Origin of the sequence: Micromonospora sp. NPDC049645 (assembly GCF_040675155.1) — a bacterium.
Lineage (GTDB): Bacteria > Actinomycetota > Actinomycetes > Mycobacteriales > Micromonosporaceae > Micromonospora.
Genome location: NZ_JBFAOI010000012.1, coordinates 62,431 through 77,964, shown reverse-complemented (window position 1 = coordinate 77,964; position 15,534 = coordinate 62,431). Strand labels below are relative to the sequence as shown.

The following is a 15,534-nucleotide window of genomic DNA, read 5'->3' as shown; positions in this document are numbered from 1 at the left end:
CACGTCGTTCAACCGAGGACGTCGATACGATCTGTGAACACAAGCGGACTCTCGGTGGTGGAGATGGACAGCGGACTCGATACCCGACGGATCGTGCACCCGACGGAACGAATCGTCACCGGGCGGCTGATCCGCCTGCTCGACGGCTACACCCGGGAGGTACGCATCGGCCAGCCGGTGCTGGTGGCGGTGCTCGCCGCGGCGGCTTTCGCCCGGTTGCCCGCCCTGCTGCTGCGCTCGCTCTTCTCGTTCGGCGGTGGCGGCACCCGGCGTCGCTGGAAGGAGCTGAAGCAGGGTCCGGAATATCTGGTCACCCCGGTGCGGCTGCGCAACACCGCCGGTCAGCTCTGCGAGGTGGAGCTGCACGGTCACCTGCCGCAGAGTGCCCTGCACCCGGCGGACCAGGTGCAGCTCACCCTGCGCCCGCAGCGTGACCCGGAGCTGCCGCCCCGGATCGAGCGGATCGTCAACCTCACCACCGGGCAGTTGCTGACGCCGCGTACCGCGACGCTCTGGTCGCATCTCGGGCCGCCACTGCTGTTGCAGGCGTTCCTGGGCGCGCTGCTGCTGGCCGGCGTCGTGGCCTGCTCCGCGCTGACCTGACCCGCGACCCGGCCCGCCCGGGGCCGGGTCGGCTCAGCCGACCGGGGCGGACGCGCGGGCCCGATTGGTGGCTCAGCCGACCGGGGCGGGCTCGCGGGCCGGTTGGCGGTCGACGCCGAGCATCCCCCGGCGGCGGGCCCAACGCTCGTAGGCCAGGGTGGCGAACGGCGGCACCGCGCTGACCAGGGCGAGCGCCGTGGCCGGCAGGCTCCACCGGTGCAGCCGGGCCACGGCCAACACCAGCAGGACGTACGCGATGAACAGGCCGCCGTGGATCGGCCCGAAGATCTTCACGCCCAGCTCGTTGTCGGTCGGGCCGTACTTGACCAGCATCCCGACCAGCAGGGCCAGCCAGGAGCAGGCCTCGGCGATCGCCGCCGCGACGAACAGCCGGGTCACCTTCTCGCGCATCCGCACGCCACCACCTCTCGGGCCGTAATGCTATCGGTGGGCCCGGGCTGGGCTAACGGGGCGGGCAGGTGGGTAGGAAAGGGTCCTCGGGTCTTCCCCCGCCCACCGATCACGTGCGAGGTTGGGGGAACCAGCGGTGACAGGGTGGTGACCATGGGCGAGGACGTCGGCGTACGAACCTTCAGTCGGGAGGATCGGGCCCGCTATCGCGACAAGGTTCGCCGCTGCCTGGACGTCTTCGCCGAAATGCTGCGCGAGTCCCGCTTCGACGTCGACCGACCGATGACCGGCGTGGAGATCGAGCTGAACCTGGTCGACGAGGCGTCGAACCCGGCGATGCGCAACGCCGACGTGCTGGCGGCCATCGCCGACCCGAGCTTCCAGACCGAGCTGGGCCAGTTCAACATCGAGATCAACGTGCCGCCGCGCCGGCTGACCGGCACCGGCACGGCGGACTTCGAGGAGTACGTGCGGGCCAGCCTCAACGCCGCCGAGCTGAAGGCGCGGACGATCGGCGCGCACATGGTCATGATCGGCATCCTGCCGACGCTGCGCCCGGAGCACCTGACCGCCGAGACCCTCTCGGCCAATCCCCGTTACAAGCTGCTCAACGAGCAGATCTTCGCGGCGCGTGGCGAGGATCTCCCGATCGCCATCAGCGGGGTGGAGCGGTTGGCGGTGACCGCCGACACGATCACCCCGGAGGCGGCCTGCACCAGCACCCAGTTTCACCTCCAGGTCAGCCCGGTGCAGTTCGCCGACTACTGGAACGCCGCCCAGGCCGTCGCCGGCATCCAGGTCGCGGTCGGCGCGAACTCGCCGCTGCTCTTCGGCCGGGAGCTGTGGCGCGAAACCCGCATCCCGCTGTTCCAGCAGGCCACCGACACCCGGTCGGAGGAGATCAAAGCCCAGGGGGTACGCCCCCGGGTGTGGTTCGGTGAACGCTGGATCACCAGCGTGTTCGACCTGTTCGAGGAGAACGTGCGCTACTTCCCGGCGCTGCTGCCGGTCTGCGACGCGGAGGACCCGGCGCAGGCCCTCGCGGCCGGCGAGGTGCCCAACCTGGCCGAGCTACGGCTGCACAACGGCACCGTCTACCGATGGAACCGCCCGGTGTACGACGTGTCGCGGGGCCGGCCGCACCTGCGGGTGGAGAATCGGGTGCTGCCCGCCGGCCCGACCGTGCTGGACACCATCGCCAACGGCGCCTTCTACTTCGGGTTGGTCCGCGCCCTCGCCGAGTCGGACCGGCCACTGTGGTCGCAGATGTCGTTCAGCGCCGCCGAAGAGAACTTCACCAGCTGCGCCCGGCACGGCATCGACGCGCAGGTCTTCTGGCCGGGTCTTGGTTACCTGCCCGTCACCGAGCTGGTGTTGCGCCGGCTACTGCCGATGGCGCACCACGGCCTGGATCGCTGGGGGCTCGACCCGGCCGAGCGCGACCGGCTGCTCGGCATCATCGAGCAGCGCTGCCTGACCGGTCGCAACGGCGCGACCTGGCAGGTGGAGACGCTGCACCGGCTGGAGTCCGCCGATCACCTGGACCGGCCGGCGGCGCTGCGTGAGGTGGTCCGGCACTACGTGGACCTGATGCACAGCAACCGCCCGGTGCACGAGTGGCCGATACCGTGAGCGCCCCGGGCGGCCCCGACCGGCGCGGGCTCAGCCCCGCGGGGTGGGAACACCGAAGAGATCGATGATGCCGCCGGGAAGCTGGGCGAGCAGGTCGTGTCGCTCGTCGTCGTTCAGCGCCTCGGCGACGGTACGCAACACCGCCTGGGCGTGTTGACGCACCTGGTCCGCGTTCGCGACCTGTTCGCGGTCCCCGACGTTCTTCAGGAACTCGCCGACGTCCCACCGGCGGCCCTGCGGATTGCGGGTGACGGACCCGTTCAGCCGCTCCGGTAGCTGCGCGGCCAGGTTGTCCGCCTCCTGTCCGGCGAGCCGTTCACCGAGCACCGACAGGACGGCCTGTACGGACCGCACGGCCTCGTTCTCACCGAGGCCCGCGCGCTGTCGTACCGTGGCGATCATCTGCTCGTACTCCATGCCCCGCTCCTTCGGTCTCGTCGGCATGCCGTGCGGCCTGCCTGCGGACGAACGGGGCGAGTTCCCACGCTCTCCGGCCACAAACGGGTCACGTGCGGACCCGGACTTCCCGCCGTCGACGCCCGAGCCCTCGCAAGCCGGCGCGAACCAGACGCGTCGTTCGGTCACCAGCGGAGCCACGTCCGGGCGTGCGGAATAGGCCCGCCCGCTGGCCCCGAAGCAACGCGCGCGCCGCGCCGCGCACCGTCCCTTGTGGACCCCACATGGCATTGATGAGTGTCGTAGGCTGTGCCCGCTCGCACATCGTCTGATCACGATGAGGGGACGCCGGTGACCACTTCTGGAACAGACCCAGCCGCCATCCAGGGGCCCGCGCGGGTGCCCCTGTCCCGTCGGCACATGCTGCGGATGGGGGCGGCGGCGGCCGGTGGCGCTGTGCTCGTCGGCTCGGCGGAGGCCGCGCCCACGCAGGCCGCGCCGGTTGGTGCGAAGCGTGTCCTGCGGGCACCGGCGTTGGCACCCGGTGACCGGGTTCGGGTCGTGTCGCCCGGCGGCACCCCCGACCCCACCAACATGGCCCGCGGCATCGAGATCCTGCAGAGCTGGGGCCTGACGGTCGAGCTGGGCCAGCACGTCTTCGCCAGGTACGGCTATCTGGCCGGCACCGACGCGCAGCGGCTGGCCGACCTGAACGCCGCGCTCAACGACCCGGGGGTGCGTGCTGTCTTCGCCGCCCGTGGCGGTTACGGCACCCAGCGGATCGTCGACCAGATCGACGTCTCCGGTCTGCGCCGGGATCCCCGGGTGGTCGTCGGCTTCAGCGACATCACCAGCATCCAGGGCAAGCTCTGGCGCGAGATCGGCCTGGTCACCTTCTACGGCCCCATGGTCAATTGGAACGACGCCCGCACCGGCCCCGAGTCGGCCGAGGCGCTGCGCAGTGCGGTGATGACCACCGCGCCCGTCACGATCACCAGGGACCCGGCCGAGACGGCCGCCCCCGTCCTGGTTCCCGGACGGGCGTCCGGTCCCCTGCTCGGTGGCTGCCTGACGTTGATCTCCACCTCGCTCGGCGCGGAGGACGCCCCGAGGTTCGACGACGCGATCCTGTTCTTCGAGGACGTGGACGAGGCTCCGTACAGCATCGACCGGATGGTGACCGAGCTGCGCCGGGTGGGTGTGCTGTCCCGGGTCGCCGGGGTGGCCATCGGCCAGATCACCGACAGCGTCGGTGGCCCGGGTGAGTGGGACGCGGCGGCGGTGCTGAAGGACCGCCTGTACGACCTCGGCGTGCCGGTCCTGGGCGGGCTCCGGCTGGGGCACGGCAACGGGCAGCTCACCGTTCCGCTCGGTGCGCGGGCCACCATCGACGCCGAGGCCGGGACCTTGACGGTGGAGCCGGGAGTCCGGCCGCGTCAGCCGTCCACCGAGCGGTAGCTGACGATGCCGCCGGCACACCAGCCGCCCGCTCAGACCTTGAGCAGCACCTTCGTACAGTCGTCCTGCTTCTTCTGAAAGATCTTGTAGCCCTTCGGGGCGTCCCGCAGCGGCATCCGGTGGCTGACGATGAAGCTCGGGTCGATCTCGCCGCGCTGGATGCGCTCCAGCAGCGGCCGGGTGTAGCGCTGGACGTGGCACTGACCGGTCCGCATGATCAGCGACCGGTTCATGAACGCGCCCATCGGGAACTTGTCGACGAAGCCGCCGTACGCGCCGACGACCGAGACCACACCTCCCGAGCGGCAGGCGAGGATCGCCTGCCGCAGGGCGAACGGCCGTTCCGTCTCGACCCGCGCGGCCTGCTTGGCCCGGTCGTAGGCGTACATGGCGGTGTTGCCGTGGTGGCCCTCCATACCGACCGCGTCGATGCACGCGTCGGGGCCTCGGCCGGCGGTCATCTCGTTGAGCGCGTCCAGCACGTCGGTTTCCTCATAGTTGATCGTCTCGGCATCGACGTGCTCCTCGGCCAGCCGCAGCCGGTACGGGAACCGGTCGATGACGATCACCCGTTCCGCGCCGAGCAGCCGGGCGCTGGCCGCGGCGAGCAACCCGACCGGTCCGGCGCCCCAGACGGCGATCACCTGCCCGGGTTTGATGTCGCACATCTCGGCGCCCATGTAGCCGGTGGGGAACACGTCGGCCAGCAGGACGGCCTGGTCGTCGCTGATCTCGGCGGGCACCTTGACCGGGCCGACGTCGGCGAACGGCACCCGGGCGTACTCGGCCTGACCGCCGGCGTACCCGCCGAGCAGATGGGAGTAGCCGAAGATGCCGCCCGGTGAGTGGCCCATGATCTTCTCGGCGATGCCGGCGTTGGGGTTGGAGTTCTCGCAGACCGAGTAGAGGCCACGCTGGCAGGACGAGCAGTGCCCGCAGGCGATCGGGAAGGGCACCACCACCCGGTCGCCGGGTGTGAGGTTGCGGACCTGCGGGCCCACCTCCACCACCTCGCCCATGAACTCGTGGCCGAGGATGTCGCCCCTGCGCATCGCGGGGATGTAGCCGTGGTACAGGTGCAGGTCGGAGCCGCAGATCGCGGTGGTGCTGATCCGGACGATCGCGTCCCGGGCATTCATGATCTTCGGGTCGGGTACGTCGATCACCTTGACGCTGTCCGCGCCCATCCAGGCGGTGGCCTTCATTTCTCGGTCCCTTTCGGATCTCGGTCCCTTTCGGAGAAGCTCACCCGCTCTAGCGGCGCGACGTCGGCAGCGGTTGGGCGGGGCGCTGCATGGCCTGGTGACGGACGGAGATGCCGTTGGGGCTGCCCTCCGAACGGACGACCTCGCCGGTCTCCAACACCTGCTTGAACCGGCGCAGGTCGTCACGGACCTGCTGCTCGGGTTCCTCGCCGAAGAGCTTCGCCACCGCCCGGCCGAGCGCGCCGGCCGGCGGCGCGTAGCGCAGCTCCACCCGGACCTCGGTGCCCCGGTCACCGGGTGCGGGCACGAACCGGACCCGGCCGGCGTTGGGCACCCCGGTTCCCGGCAGCGACCGCCAGGTGATCGACTTGTTTGGCTGGTCGTCGATGATCTCGGCGTCCCACTCGACCCGATGCCCGGCCGGGCCACGCGCGATCCAGTGCGAGCGGCGCAGGTCGTCGGCGCGTACGGACTCCAGGTGCGCCATGAACCGGGGCAGATTCTCCATGTCCCGCCAGAACCGGTACGCCTCGGCGGGCGAGCGGTTCACCGTCACCGCGATCTCCATCCGGATCACCCGGTCGCGTGCCCGTCGAGCCCGCCCGACGCGTACGGCGGCGAGCACGTCCACGGCGGTGATGCCGGCGATGGCGACGGTGGTCAGCGCGACCCGGCGGCGTCGGTCACCACCGCGGTCGGCGAGGGCTCGCCCGAGCAGGGTGAGATCCAGCGCGTCGCCGACCACCCGGCTCCAGGCCCAACCGGCTGGACGGCGACCGCTGAGCAGGCCGGCGGCGCTGCCCAACTCGCGCAGGCCGATGGCCGGGAGCACGGACCGCGCGGCGGGTGAGTCGTCCACCCCGGTCATCCGGGCGATGGGCCCGGGGGCGACCAGTGCGCCCACCCCCAGGGCCAGGCTCAGCAGGCCGAGCGCGCTCGGCAGCGTCGCCGGCACCGGCCCGTCCAGCTCCGGCAGCAGCACTGTGTCGACACGGCTCATGTCCGGTCCTTCCCGTGGGCCGCCGGTTCGGCGGGGAAGCGGCGGTTCACCGCTCCCGTGACGCTATGCCGTACGCGGGTCGCGTGTGCCCGGTTCGGTCCAGAACCTCCCGGTTGGTACGGAGCGCGGAAAAGGACTGGACGAGGTCCACCCCGGCTTGTACCTTCCTGCTGACCCGTGACATCGCCCGAGGAGGTGAGACCCATGAACGCTGCATCGATGTGGGTGCTCCCCCTCGCCGTCACGGTCGGCGACTGACGTAGGTGTCGCCGGGAGCGCCTCGCCAACCAGGCACTCCCGAAAGGCACCAGACATGGGCTCTTCCACGTTCATCGACAACACGCCCCCCAGCTTCGACGTGATCATCGCCGGGTGCGGTCCGACCGGCGCGACGCTGGCCGCCGAGCTACGGCTGCACGACGTACGGGTACTCGTCCTGGAGAAGGACACCACGCCCGCGTCGTACGCCCGCATCGTCGGACTGCACGTGCGCAGCATCGAGCTGTTGGCCATGCGCGGGCTGCTGGAGCGTGTCGCCGAACACGGACGGCGACGTCCGGCCGGCGGCTTCTTCGCGGCCATCGACAAACCCGCGCCCGAGGGCCTGGATTCCGCGCACGCCTACCTGTTGGGCATCCCGCAGCCGGTGATCGTCCGCCTGCTCGAAGAGCATGCGATCAAGCTGGGTGCGCAGGTTCGGCGCGGTGGTGCGGTGACCGGTCTCCAGCAGGACGCCGACGGGGTGAGCGTCGAGCTGGCCGACGGGGAACAGCTGCGCTCGCGCTTCCTCGTGGGCTGCGACGGCGCCCGCAGTACGGTGCGCAAGCTGCTCGGCGTCGGTTTTCCCGGCGAGCCCTCCCGGAGCGAGACGCTGATGGGCGAGCTGACGTTGGACGCGCCGCCGGGTGAGATCGCCGCCGCGATGGCCGAGATCCGCGAAACCCACAGACGGTTCTGGTTGCGGCCCATCGGCCCGGGGGTCTACAGCGTCGTGATTCCCGTCGCGGGCGTCAGCGACCGCGACGAACCACCGACCCTCGCGGATTTCCGTCAGCAGCTGCGGGCGATCGCCGGGACCGACTTCGGCGCGCACTCCCCGCGCTGGTTGTCCCGCTTCGGGGATGCCACCCGGCTGGCCGACCGCTATCGGGTCGGGCGGGTGCTGCTGGCCGGCGACGCGGCGCACATCCATCCACCCCTCGGTGGGCAGGGCCTCAATCTGGGCGTTCAGGACGCGTTCAACCTCGGTTGGAAACTGGCCGCCCAACTCCGCGGCTGGGCGCCGGAGACGCTGCTGGACAGCTACCAGACCGAACGGCAACCGGTCGCCGCGGAGGTGCTGGACAACACTCGCGCCCAGATGGAGCTGTCGTCCGCCGGTCCGGGCCCGCAGGCCGTACGCAGGTTGTTCACCGAACTGATGGATTTCGACGAGGTCAACCGTCACCTGATCGAGAAGATCACCGGGCTCGCCGTCCGCTACGACTTCGGCGCGGGCCCCGACCTGCTCGGTCGCCGCCTGCGCGACATCACCCTGCGACAGGGCCACCTCTACGGCCTGCTGCACCGCGGTCGCGGCCTGCTGCTGGACCGCACCGAACGGCTGACCGTCGGCGGCTGGTCCGACCGGGTCGACTACCTCGGGGATCCCACCGCCGGACTGGACGTCGCGGGCGTTCTGCTCCGCCCCGACGGCCACGTCGCCTGGATCGGCGACGATCAGCGGGATCTGGACGTCCACCTCTCCCGTTGGTTCGGCAAGCCCGTCGGCTAGCCGACGGCGAACCGGCGACTCCCGCTGGCCGGCACCAGCTGGCCGCGCCGCACGGTCGGACGTCGCACGGTCGCCGGTCGCACGGTCGCACGGTCGCGCGTCGCACGGTCGCACGCCGCAGGGTCGCAGGGTCGCAGGGTCGCAGGGTCGCACGTCGCAGAAGGAGCGCGGCCCGGCGTTAGGAGTGCGCCGCACCGGGTAGCCGGCATCCGCTGTTTCCAGCGCCCGAGGAGGTGGGATGTCGGCTACCAGCGCCTTCTTCGACCGGTTGGCGGTCGCCTGCCGGGATCCGCGCTTCAGCAAGGTCTCCGGAAGCGTGCGATTCGACATCCGGGACGGCGGCCACCTGGAGCAGTGGCTGCTGGACATCGATCACGGGCGGATGCGGGTGATGAAAAGCGGTGGCCCCGCCACCACGGTGATCCGGGTGTCCGCGCCGGTCGCCGAGGCGATGGCGCGAGGTGAGGTGAACGGCCTGGCTGCGATCACCCGGGGCGAGATCCTGGTCGACGGTGACCTCGGCCTGGCGCTGCGCATCGGGCGGCTGTTCCCACGAAGGCCCGAAGCGCCGCAGCCCAGCGTCCCCGGCAGCACGTCCGGGCAGCGCGACGACCCGGACAGAGGGACCTGACCGATGAGGGACATCCCGGGCACCGTGGCGTGTATCGATGGCAACACGTTCATGGTGTCCGACGCCAGCGGTGACGTGGAGGCGTCCCCGGCCACCCCGGTCGGACTGTTCGCCGCCGACACGCGTTTCCTGTCCCGCTGGGTGCTCACCGTCAACGGTGAACGCATGACCGCGTTGTCGGTGGACGACAGTCAGTACTACGAGGTCACGTTCTTCGCCGTGCCGGGCGGGGCGGTCGACTACGTGCAGGCCGACGTGTCGGCCATCCGGCGCAGGCGCATCGGCGCGGACCTCACCGAGTCACTGACGATCTTCAATTACGGCGACCACGACCGGGAACTCGATGTGCGACTGGAGGTGGGGGCCGACTTCGCCGACATCTTCGAGATCAAGTTCGATATCGGTCACAAGACCGGCACCCACGACACGCACGTCGGCCCGAACGAGTTACGCCTGGGCTACCGGCGCGGCACCTACCGACGTGAGATCGTCGTGTCGGCGAGCGAGCCCGCCGAGTTCGACCCGGACGGCCTGCGGTTCGTGGTCCGACTGGGCCCCGGGGAGCAGTGGTCGACGCGGTTGCAGGCCGCCATGCGGGCACTGCGCCCGGACGGCGTCGACCTACGCGCCGCCCTACGGGCTCAGCGTCCCGACGACTCCACCCTGCCCGCGAGCGTACGGGCCTGGGTCGCGGCGGCCCCGACGCTGGACACCGACAGCGCCGACCTTCAGCAGGTGTACAACCGCAGCCTGGTGGACCTGGCGGCGCTGCGCTTCGCCCCGCTCTCACTCGGCGGCGCAGCCGTGCCCGCAGCCGGACTGCCCTGGTTCATGACCCTGTTCGGTCGCGACAGCCTGTTGACCTGCCTGCAGACCCTGCCCGTCACACCGTCGTTGACCCCGCCGACACTGCGGATCCTCGCGTCGCTACAGGGCGCCCGCACCGACGACGTGTTGGAGGAGGACCCCGGCCGGATCCTGCACGAACTGCGCTACGGGGAGTCGGCCGCGTTCGAGGAGCAACCGCACTCCCCCTACTACGGCACCGTGGACGCCTCACCGCTGTTCGTGGTGCTGCTCGACGAGTACGAGCGGTGGAGCGGCGACACCGCGCTCGTGCGGGAGTTGGAGCAGGAGGCCCGCGCGGCCCTGGCGTGGATCGACCTGTACGCGGACCTGACCTCCACCGGCTACATCTGGTACCAGCGACGCAACCGCGCCACCGGCCTGGACAACCAGTGCTGGAAGGACTCCTGGGACAGCATCTCCTACGCCGACGGCAGGCTGCCGGGCTTCCCGAGGGCCACCTGCGAGACCCAGGGGTACGCCTATGACGCGAAGATCCGTGGGGCCCGGTTGGCCCGTACCGTCTGGGGTGACCCCGACTACGCCGAGCGGCTGGAACACGAGGCGGCGGCGCTGTACGACCGGTTCAACCGGGATTTCTGGCTGGAGGAACGCGGCTACTACGCCCTCGCGCTCGACCACGACGGCACCCCGGTCGACAGTCTGTCGTCCAACATCGGGCACCTCCTGTGGAGCGGCATCGTGCCGCCGGAGCGGGCCCCACGGATCGTCGAGCACCTGATGGGCCCGGCGCTGTTCTCCGGTTGGGGCGTGCGCACCCTCGCCGAGGGGCAGAGCCGCTACAACCCGCTCGGTTACCACAACGGCACGGTCTGGCCGTTCGACAACTCGTTCATCGCCTGGGGGTTGCGCCGCTACCGGTTCACCAGCGAGGCGGCCCGCATCGCCGAGAGCATCCTGTCCGCCGCGACCTACTTCCAGGGTCGACTGCCCGAGGCGTTCGGCGGGTTCGACCGCAACACCACCCGCTACCCCGTCCGGTACCCGACCGCCGGCAGCCCGCAGGCGTGGTCCAGCGGAGCGTCCATGCTGCTCCTGCGTACGATGCTCGGCCTCGATCCGCACGAGGACCACCTGGCCGTGGACCCCGCGCTACCGTCCACCTTCGGCCGGGTCGCGCTGCTGGACATCCCGGGGCGCTGGGGTAAGGCCGACGCCTTCGCGCGGCACCGCCCCGATCAGTCCTGATCCCTGCCGGCCGTGCGTACCGCGGCCGACCGGACGTGGCGGTCAGGGGTGCGCGCGGGCCGACAATTCGAACCCGATTCGTTACGCGGAATTGGTAATCGGCGGATCAGAACGGTGTGGCGGAAGTTAAAGAAGACTTAAGACTGGACGGGCGAAAAATTGTTATCCGGAGCCGACGTGCCGGCCACCAGGAGACCCGCGAAACCTCCTCCTTAATTCTTTCCCCACGAGTTGAGGTGGGCACCTGAGGTGCAGATACTTCCTTCGACAGGAGCTTTGTCACCGACTCGAAGGAAACCACTGGTAATGCGGACTCCCCCCGCGCACGTCGCACCGCCGGATCGGGCGCGAAAGCGTCGCCGCCGCACTCGCAGCACACTCGCCGCCGCAGTCGTCGCCGCCTTGGCCGCCAGCGGTATCTACATCGCCGGCGCCCAGGCCGAAGAGGTCGCCGTTCCCGGCCGCGTTCAGGCGGAGGCCTTCGCGGCGAAGTCCGGGGCGCAGACCGAGGGCACCGGCGACGCCGACGGCGGCAGGAACGTCGGCTGGCTCGCCACCGGCGACTGGTTGCGGTACGACGCTGTCGCGATCACCGGCGCCGACCTGACGGCGCGGGTCGCCTCGCAGAACGCCACCGGCGGCACTGTCGAGCTGCGCCTCGGCTCGCCGGACGGCCAACTGCTGGCCAGCTTCCCCATCACCGAGACCGGCGGCTGGCAGAAGTGGAGGACCGTCACCGCCAAGGCGTCCGGCGTGCCAGCCGGTGCGCAGACCGTCTTCGCCGTGATGAAGAGCGCCTCAGCGTCGGACTTCGTGAACCTGAACTGGTTCACGTTCGGCCCTGCGGCGGGCGCGTCGCCGAGCCTGTCGGCCACGCCGAGCGCGTCGCCGACGCCGAGTGCCTCGGCCACACCGAGTTCCTCCCCCTCCGCGTCGGTCCCGCCGGGTGCGCCGACCGGCGCCTGGGTTCCGGTCGACCAGGCCAGGTGGAGCAGGGAGTTGGCCGCCTTCAACGCCATCACGCCGAAGGCGGTGCCGCCGGGCACCACCCGGGTTCCCGAGTTCCACACCGACTGCGGTGTCGCCAACTCCGCCCCGGACGACCCGATCGTGCTGCCGGGCCTGTCCGGCGCCTCGCACATGCACACCTTCTTCGGCCCGAAGATCGACGCGTTCACCACGACGGACAAGCTGTTCTCCGCCGCGAACACCTGCAACGCCCCGGGTGACAAGAGCGCCTACTGGACCCCGGAGCTGCGTAAGGACGGCAAGGCTGTCCCGATCAAGAGCATGCGCGTCTACTACGGCTCGCGGGTCAAGGACCCATCGACCGTCAAGCCGTTCCCGCCGGGCCTGGTGGTGGTCGAAGGCGACGCCAAGCGGCAGGTGGACACGCCCAAGAATGCCGGTAGCAACCAGTTCTGGTGCGCGGGCAGCGCCGAGATCGGTCGCAGCGCCGACGGCAACTGGCCGAAGTGCGCCCCCGGCGGCAACCTGATCTTCCAGCTCGTGTTCAAGGACTGCTGGGACGGCAAGAACATCGACTCGCCCGATCACAAGTCGCACATGGGCGACCCGGTGAACGGTGTCTGCACCGGCAGGTACCCGGTGGCCGTGCCCGACCTCTCCTTCATGGTCAACTACGAGTCGCTGGGCGGTGACGGGCTCAGCCTCTCCTCCGGCAAACCGTCGTCCATGCACGGCGACTTCATGAACGGCTGGGAGCCGGATCGCCTCGGTGACCTGGTGAAGTCGTGCCTCAACCAGAACGCCAAGTGCGGCATCGACACGACGTTCGCCGGCGGCTGACCACCGCCTCCATTGTCGACGGACGGCCCCCACGCCCAGGCGAGGGGGCCGTCCGCCACCGCGGACACGACCGCGCCGCAGGGGTCAGGCGGGCTTGGCCGCATCGCCGCCACCACCCGGTGACTCCTGTGGATGGAGGGCTGGTAGGAAGAAGCCTGTTGCCTCACCCCAGGGAGATCATCGTGGCACGTTCCCACCTGTCCCGCCGTTCACTGCTGACCGCCGGTGGCGCCGCCGCCGTCGCGCTCGGCGCGGCCGCAGTCAGCCCGTCCGCCGCCGTCGCCAAGCCCGCCGACGACCCCATCGGTACGCCGGCCGAGGCGCTGCGCCAGCTGCTGGCCGGCAACCAGCGGTTCACCTCCGGCCACAGCCGGCACCCGCACCAGGGCCTGGCCGACCTGCACCGGCTGGCGGCCGGCCAGCACCCGTTCGCCATCACCGTCGGCTGCGCGGACTCCCGGGTGGCCCCCGAGGTGCTCTTCGACCAGGGGTTGGGTGACCTGTTCGACAACCGCGTCGCCGGCAACATCGTCGACGACCTGCTGCTCGGCAGCGTCGAGTTCGCCGTGGAGGAGTTCGGCAGCGTGCTGATCGTCGTCCTCGGCCACGAACGCTGTGGCGCGGTCACCGCCACCATCGACGCCATCCACACCGGCGGCACCGCGCCGGGGCACATCGGCACCATCGTGGACGCGCTGCGCCCGGTCGTCGAGCCGGTGCTGAACCAGCCGGGCGACCCGGTGGAGAACGGCGTCCGCGCCAACATCGTGGCGCAGGTGCGGGCGCTCTCCGCCCGCAGCACGATCATCGCCGAGAAGGTCGACGAGGGTGCGCTGCGCGTCGTGGGCGCCCGCTACGACCTGGACAACGGTCGGGTTTCGCTGGTGGCCTGACGGCCGTCAGCGATCCGGGGCCACCCGGACGGCGGCGCTGGTCGATCATCCAATGATGCCGACCAGCGTCGCCGGGCGGGTCCCGGCGGACGGGTACGGCGGTAGTAGGACAACCCGGCAAGCGGCAACGCGATCGTCCAGGCCACCAGGAGCGGAAGACCGATCAGGACACCCGTCGGGGTGAAGATGTCGTCGGAGCTGGACTCGGACAGGTCGGCGGCGAACTGCCAGGGCAGGGTCACCGAGTAGCCGATCATCAGGGCGGACCCCAACACCGTCGGCGTCAGATGAACTCAGTACGGGGACGATCCACGCCACCTGACCGGCTCGGCGGGCCCACAACGGGGGTGGCGGTGTTGATCGAGTCACGGTTCTCTCTCCGTCCGGCAGTGGGTGCTGGCACTTGCGAGATCACCCTCGCCGAACGGCGGAACGAGCGGATCGCCGCGCGGAGGGAGCCCACTCCCCCTCTCCAGGGATCGTCCTTCCGGCACGACAGCGCGTGCCGCACGGCTGCTGCGCGCCTGGATCCACCGGGACCGGCGTCGCAACTAGGGTGCAGTCATGGTCGATCGGCACCAGGTGATGAATTTCCGGGTCCGGGCCCAACAGCTCGACCGGGACCGGGGCACGCTCGCCGACACCGCCGTTCTGGACATCGGTGTGCAGAACACCGGCCCGGACGCCGCCCGGTGGGCGCTGGCGATCCGCGGGGTCGAGGTGCCGGCGTTGTCCGCGAGGGAGGTGGTCCTGCTGTGGGCCGTGCGCGGCGCCCCCCACCTCTACCGCCGGGCCGACGTGGGGAAGGTGGTCGCGGCGCTCGAACCCTACTCCGACGCTGACGCGGGCAAGCGCATCTACGACGCGTCCAAGCCGTTGAAGGCCGCGGGCATCGGCAACCTCGCCGCCCTCGACGAGGTAGCCGCCCGCCTGCGGGCCATCGTCACCACGCCGACGGTCAAGGGAGACGCCTCCGGCCGCCTGGCCGCGGTGCTGCCCGAGCCGTACCTGCGGTTCTGCCGGGCGTGCGACGCCACCCATCTCTACGAGATGCCGTTCCGGCTCGCCGCCACGCGGGCCGGGTTGGAGTTGCAGCTCGACACCTCGCCCCCGGTCCTGCGGCGCATCACCGGGTTCCGCGCGGCGACGACGCCGGGCGACCGATTCGACCTCATCCGCGCGTACCTCCGCCTGCTCGGCCCGGCCACCCCGAAACACGTGGCCGACTACCTCGACGCCCCGGTGAAGGACGTGAGGGCGCACTGGCCCGAGGATGTGATCGAGGTGAGAGTCGGCAGCGAGGTGCGTTCCCTGCTGGCCGCCGACGAGGAGGCGCTGGGGTCCGCCGACGCCAGGGGGACCCGCCTGCTCGGCCCGTTCGACCTGTTCCTACAGGCCAAGGATCGGGCGACGCTGGTGCCGGACCCCACCCACGCCAAGGAGTTGTGGCCGGTTCTGGGCCGCCCCGGCGCCGTCCTGGTCGACGGCGAACTGGTCGGCACCTGGCGCCCCCGCAAGTCCGGCAAGACGTTCACGGTCGCCGTCCAGCCGTGGCAGAGGCTGTCGACCGCCACCCGCGAAGCCATCACCGCCCAGGCCGAAGACCTCGCCGCGCACCGCTCCGCCTCGCTCACCGGCGTCGACTTCGCCAGCTAGCGGTCACGTTG

The 15,534-nt window shown here is 70.8% G+C and carries 14 protein-coding genes; 9 read left to right on the top strand and 5 right to left on the bottom strand.

Going from position 1 to position 15,534, the window contains the following annotated elements; genetic code table 11:
• The first annotated feature begins 54 nt into the window (after window positions 1-54).
• Window positions 55-603, top strand: a complete 549-nt coding sequence (locus tag AB0J33_RS24265; protein WP_363616385.1) for a hypothetical protein — start codon at window positions 55-57, stop codon at window positions 601-603.
• A gap of 72 nt (window positions 604-675) precedes the next feature.
• On the opposite strand, the gene AB0J33_RS24260 is transcribed toward AB0J33_RS24265, so the two are convergent.
• Complete coding sequence (locus AB0J33_RS24260; RefSeq protein ID WP_363616384.1) at window positions 676-1,014, bottom strand: DUF3817 domain-containing protein; 339 nt, start codon at window positions 1,012-1,014, stop codon at window positions 676-678.
• A 153-nt stretch (window positions 1,015-1,167) separates the two neighbouring features.
• Here AB0J33_RS24260 and AB0J33_RS24255 point away from each other — a divergent pair, with 153 nt between their 5' ends.
• Window positions 1,168-2,646, top strand: coding sequence for a glutamate--cysteine ligase (locus AB0J33_RS24255; protein ID WP_363616301.1), 1,479 nt, complete (start codon window positions 1,168-1,170; stop codon window positions 2,644-2,646).
• 30 nt (window positions 2,647-2,676) lie between these two features.
• On the opposite strand, the gene AB0J33_RS24250 is transcribed toward AB0J33_RS24255, so the two are convergent.
• Window positions 2,677-3,063, bottom strand: coding sequence for a DUF2267 domain-containing protein (locus AB0J33_RS24250; RefSeq protein ID WP_170158688.1), 387 nt, complete (start codon window positions 3,061-3,063; stop codon window positions 2,677-2,679).
• A 330-nt stretch (window positions 3,064-3,393) separates the two neighbouring features.
• Here AB0J33_RS24250 and AB0J33_RS24245 point away from each other — a divergent pair, with 330 nt between their 5' ends.
• Window positions 3,394-4,500 (top strand): LD-carboxypeptidase, encoded by a 1,107-nt coding sequence (locus tag AB0J33_RS24245; protein WP_363616300.1) that lies wholly within the window; start codon window positions 3,394-3,396, stop codon window positions 4,498-4,500.
• A 32-nt stretch (window positions 4,501-4,532) separates the two neighbouring features.
• On the opposite strand, the gene AB0J33_RS24240 is transcribed toward AB0J33_RS24245, so the two are convergent.
• Together AB0J33_RS24240 and AB0J33_RS24235 are read right to left on the bottom strand one after the other, a co-directional pair.
• A complete protein-coding gene (locus AB0J33_RS24240; protein WP_363616299.1) occupies window positions 4,533-5,705 on the bottom strand; it encodes a zinc-dependent alcohol dehydrogenase in 1,173 nt (390 codons plus the stop codon).
• 49 nt (window positions 5,706-5,754) lie between these two features.
• On the bottom strand, window positions 5,755-6,705 hold the full coding sequence (locus AB0J33_RS24235; RefSeq protein ID WP_363616298.1) for an SRPBCC family protein: 951 nt from the start codon (window positions 6,703-6,705) through the stop codon (window positions 5,755-5,757).
• Window positions 6,706-7,018: 313 nt separating this feature from the next.
• On the opposite strand from AB0J33_RS24235, the gene AB0J33_RS24230 reads away from it, so the two are divergent.
• The 5 genes from AB0J33_RS24230 (at window position 7,019) to AB0J33_RS24210 (ending at window position 13,867) form a co-directional block, all read left to right on the top strand.
• Entirely contained in the window at window positions 7,019-8,479 is a 1,461-nt protein-coding gene (locus AB0J33_RS24230) for an FAD-dependent monooxygenase (protein WP_363616297.1), read from the top strand.
• Between the two features lie 238 nt (window positions 8,480-8,717).
• Window positions 8,718-9,110 carry an SCP2 sterol-binding domain-containing protein gene (locus AB0J33_RS24225; protein WP_363616296.1) on the top strand — a complete coding sequence of 131 codons (393 nt, stop codon included), beginning with the start codon at window positions 8,718-8,720 and terminating at the stop codon, window positions 9,108-9,110.
• Between the two features lie 12 nt (window positions 9,111-9,122).
• Window positions 9,123-11,165, top strand: a complete 2,043-nt coding sequence (locus AB0J33_RS24220) for a glycogen debranching N-terminal domain-containing protein (RefSeq protein WP_363616383.1) — start codon at window positions 9,123-9,125, stop codon at window positions 11,163-11,165.
• A 306-nt stretch (window positions 11,166-11,471) separates the two neighbouring features.
• The gene (locus tag AB0J33_RS24215; RefSeq protein ID WP_363616295.1) at window positions 11,472-12,974 is read left to right on the top strand and encodes a DUF1996 domain-containing protein; all 1,503 of its coding nucleotides are present in this window, start codon (window positions 11,472-11,474) and stop codon (window positions 12,972-12,974) included.
• Window positions 12,975-13,156: 182 nt separating this feature from the next.
• Window positions 13,157-13,867, top strand: a complete 711-nt coding sequence (locus AB0J33_RS24210) for a carbonic anhydrase (RefSeq protein WP_363616294.1) — start codon at window positions 13,157-13,159, stop codon at window positions 13,865-13,867.
• Here AB0J33_RS24210 and AB0J33_RS24205 read toward each other — a convergent pair.
• A complete protein-coding gene (locus AB0J33_RS24205) occupies window positions 13,828-14,124 on the bottom strand; it encodes a hypothetical protein (RefSeq protein ID WP_363616293.1) in 297 nt (98 codons plus the stop codon). The two genes, AB0J33_RS24210 and AB0J33_RS24205, sit on opposite strands and share 40 nt — an antisense overlap.
• A gap of 307 nt (window positions 14,125-14,431) precedes the next feature.
• Here AB0J33_RS24205 and AB0J33_RS24200 point away from each other — a divergent pair, with 307 nt between their 5' ends.
• Complete coding sequence (locus AB0J33_RS24200) at window positions 14,432-15,523, top strand: winged helix DNA-binding domain-containing protein (protein ID WP_363616292.1); 1,092 nt, start codon at window positions 14,432-14,434, stop codon at window positions 15,521-15,523.
• The last annotated feature ends 11 nt before the right edge of the window (window positions 15,524-15,534 follow it).

Bases quoted from the DNA above. Each gene is read 5' to 3' on its own strand.
- AB0J33_RS24200 (WP_363616292.1), top strand. From the start codon at position 14,432: ATGGTCGATCGGCACCAGGTGATGAATTTCCGGGTCCGGGCCCAACAG.
- AB0J33_RS24260 (WP_363616384.1), bottom strand. From the start codon at position 1,014: ATGCGCGAGAAGGTGACCCGGCTGTTCGTCGCGGCGGCGATCGCCGAG.
- AB0J33_RS24240 (WP_363616299.1), bottom strand. From the start codon at position 5,705: ATGAAGGCCACCGCCTGGATGGGCGCGGACAGCGTCAAGGTGATCGAC.
- AB0J33_RS24215 (WP_363616295.1), top strand. From the start codon at position 11,472: ATGCGGACTCCCCCCGCGCACGTCGCACCGCCGGATCGGGCGCGAAAG.
- AB0J33_RS24250 (WP_170158688.1), bottom strand. From the start codon at position 3,063: ATGGAGTACGAGCAGATGATCGCCACGGTACGACAGCGCGCGGGCCTC.
- AB0J33_RS24255 (WP_363616301.1), top strand. From the start codon at position 1,168: ATGGGCGAGGACGTCGGCGTACGAACCTTCAGTCGGGAGGATCGGGCC.
- AB0J33_RS24205 (WP_363616293.1), bottom strand. From the start codon at position 14,124: ATGATCGGCTACTCGGTGACCCTGCCCTGGCAGTTCGCCGCCGACCTG.
- AB0J33_RS24225 (WP_363616296.1), top strand. From the start codon at position 8,718: ATGTCGGCTACCAGCGCCTTCTTCGACCGGTTGGCGGTCGCCTGCCGG.
- AB0J33_RS24235 (WP_363616298.1), bottom strand. From the start codon at position 6,705: ATGAGCCGTGTCGACACAGTGCTGCTGCCGGAGCTGGACGGGCCGGTG.
- AB0J33_RS24230 (WP_363616297.1), top strand. From the start codon at position 7,019: ATGGGCTCTTCCACGTTCATCGACAACACGCCCCCCAGCTTCGACGTG.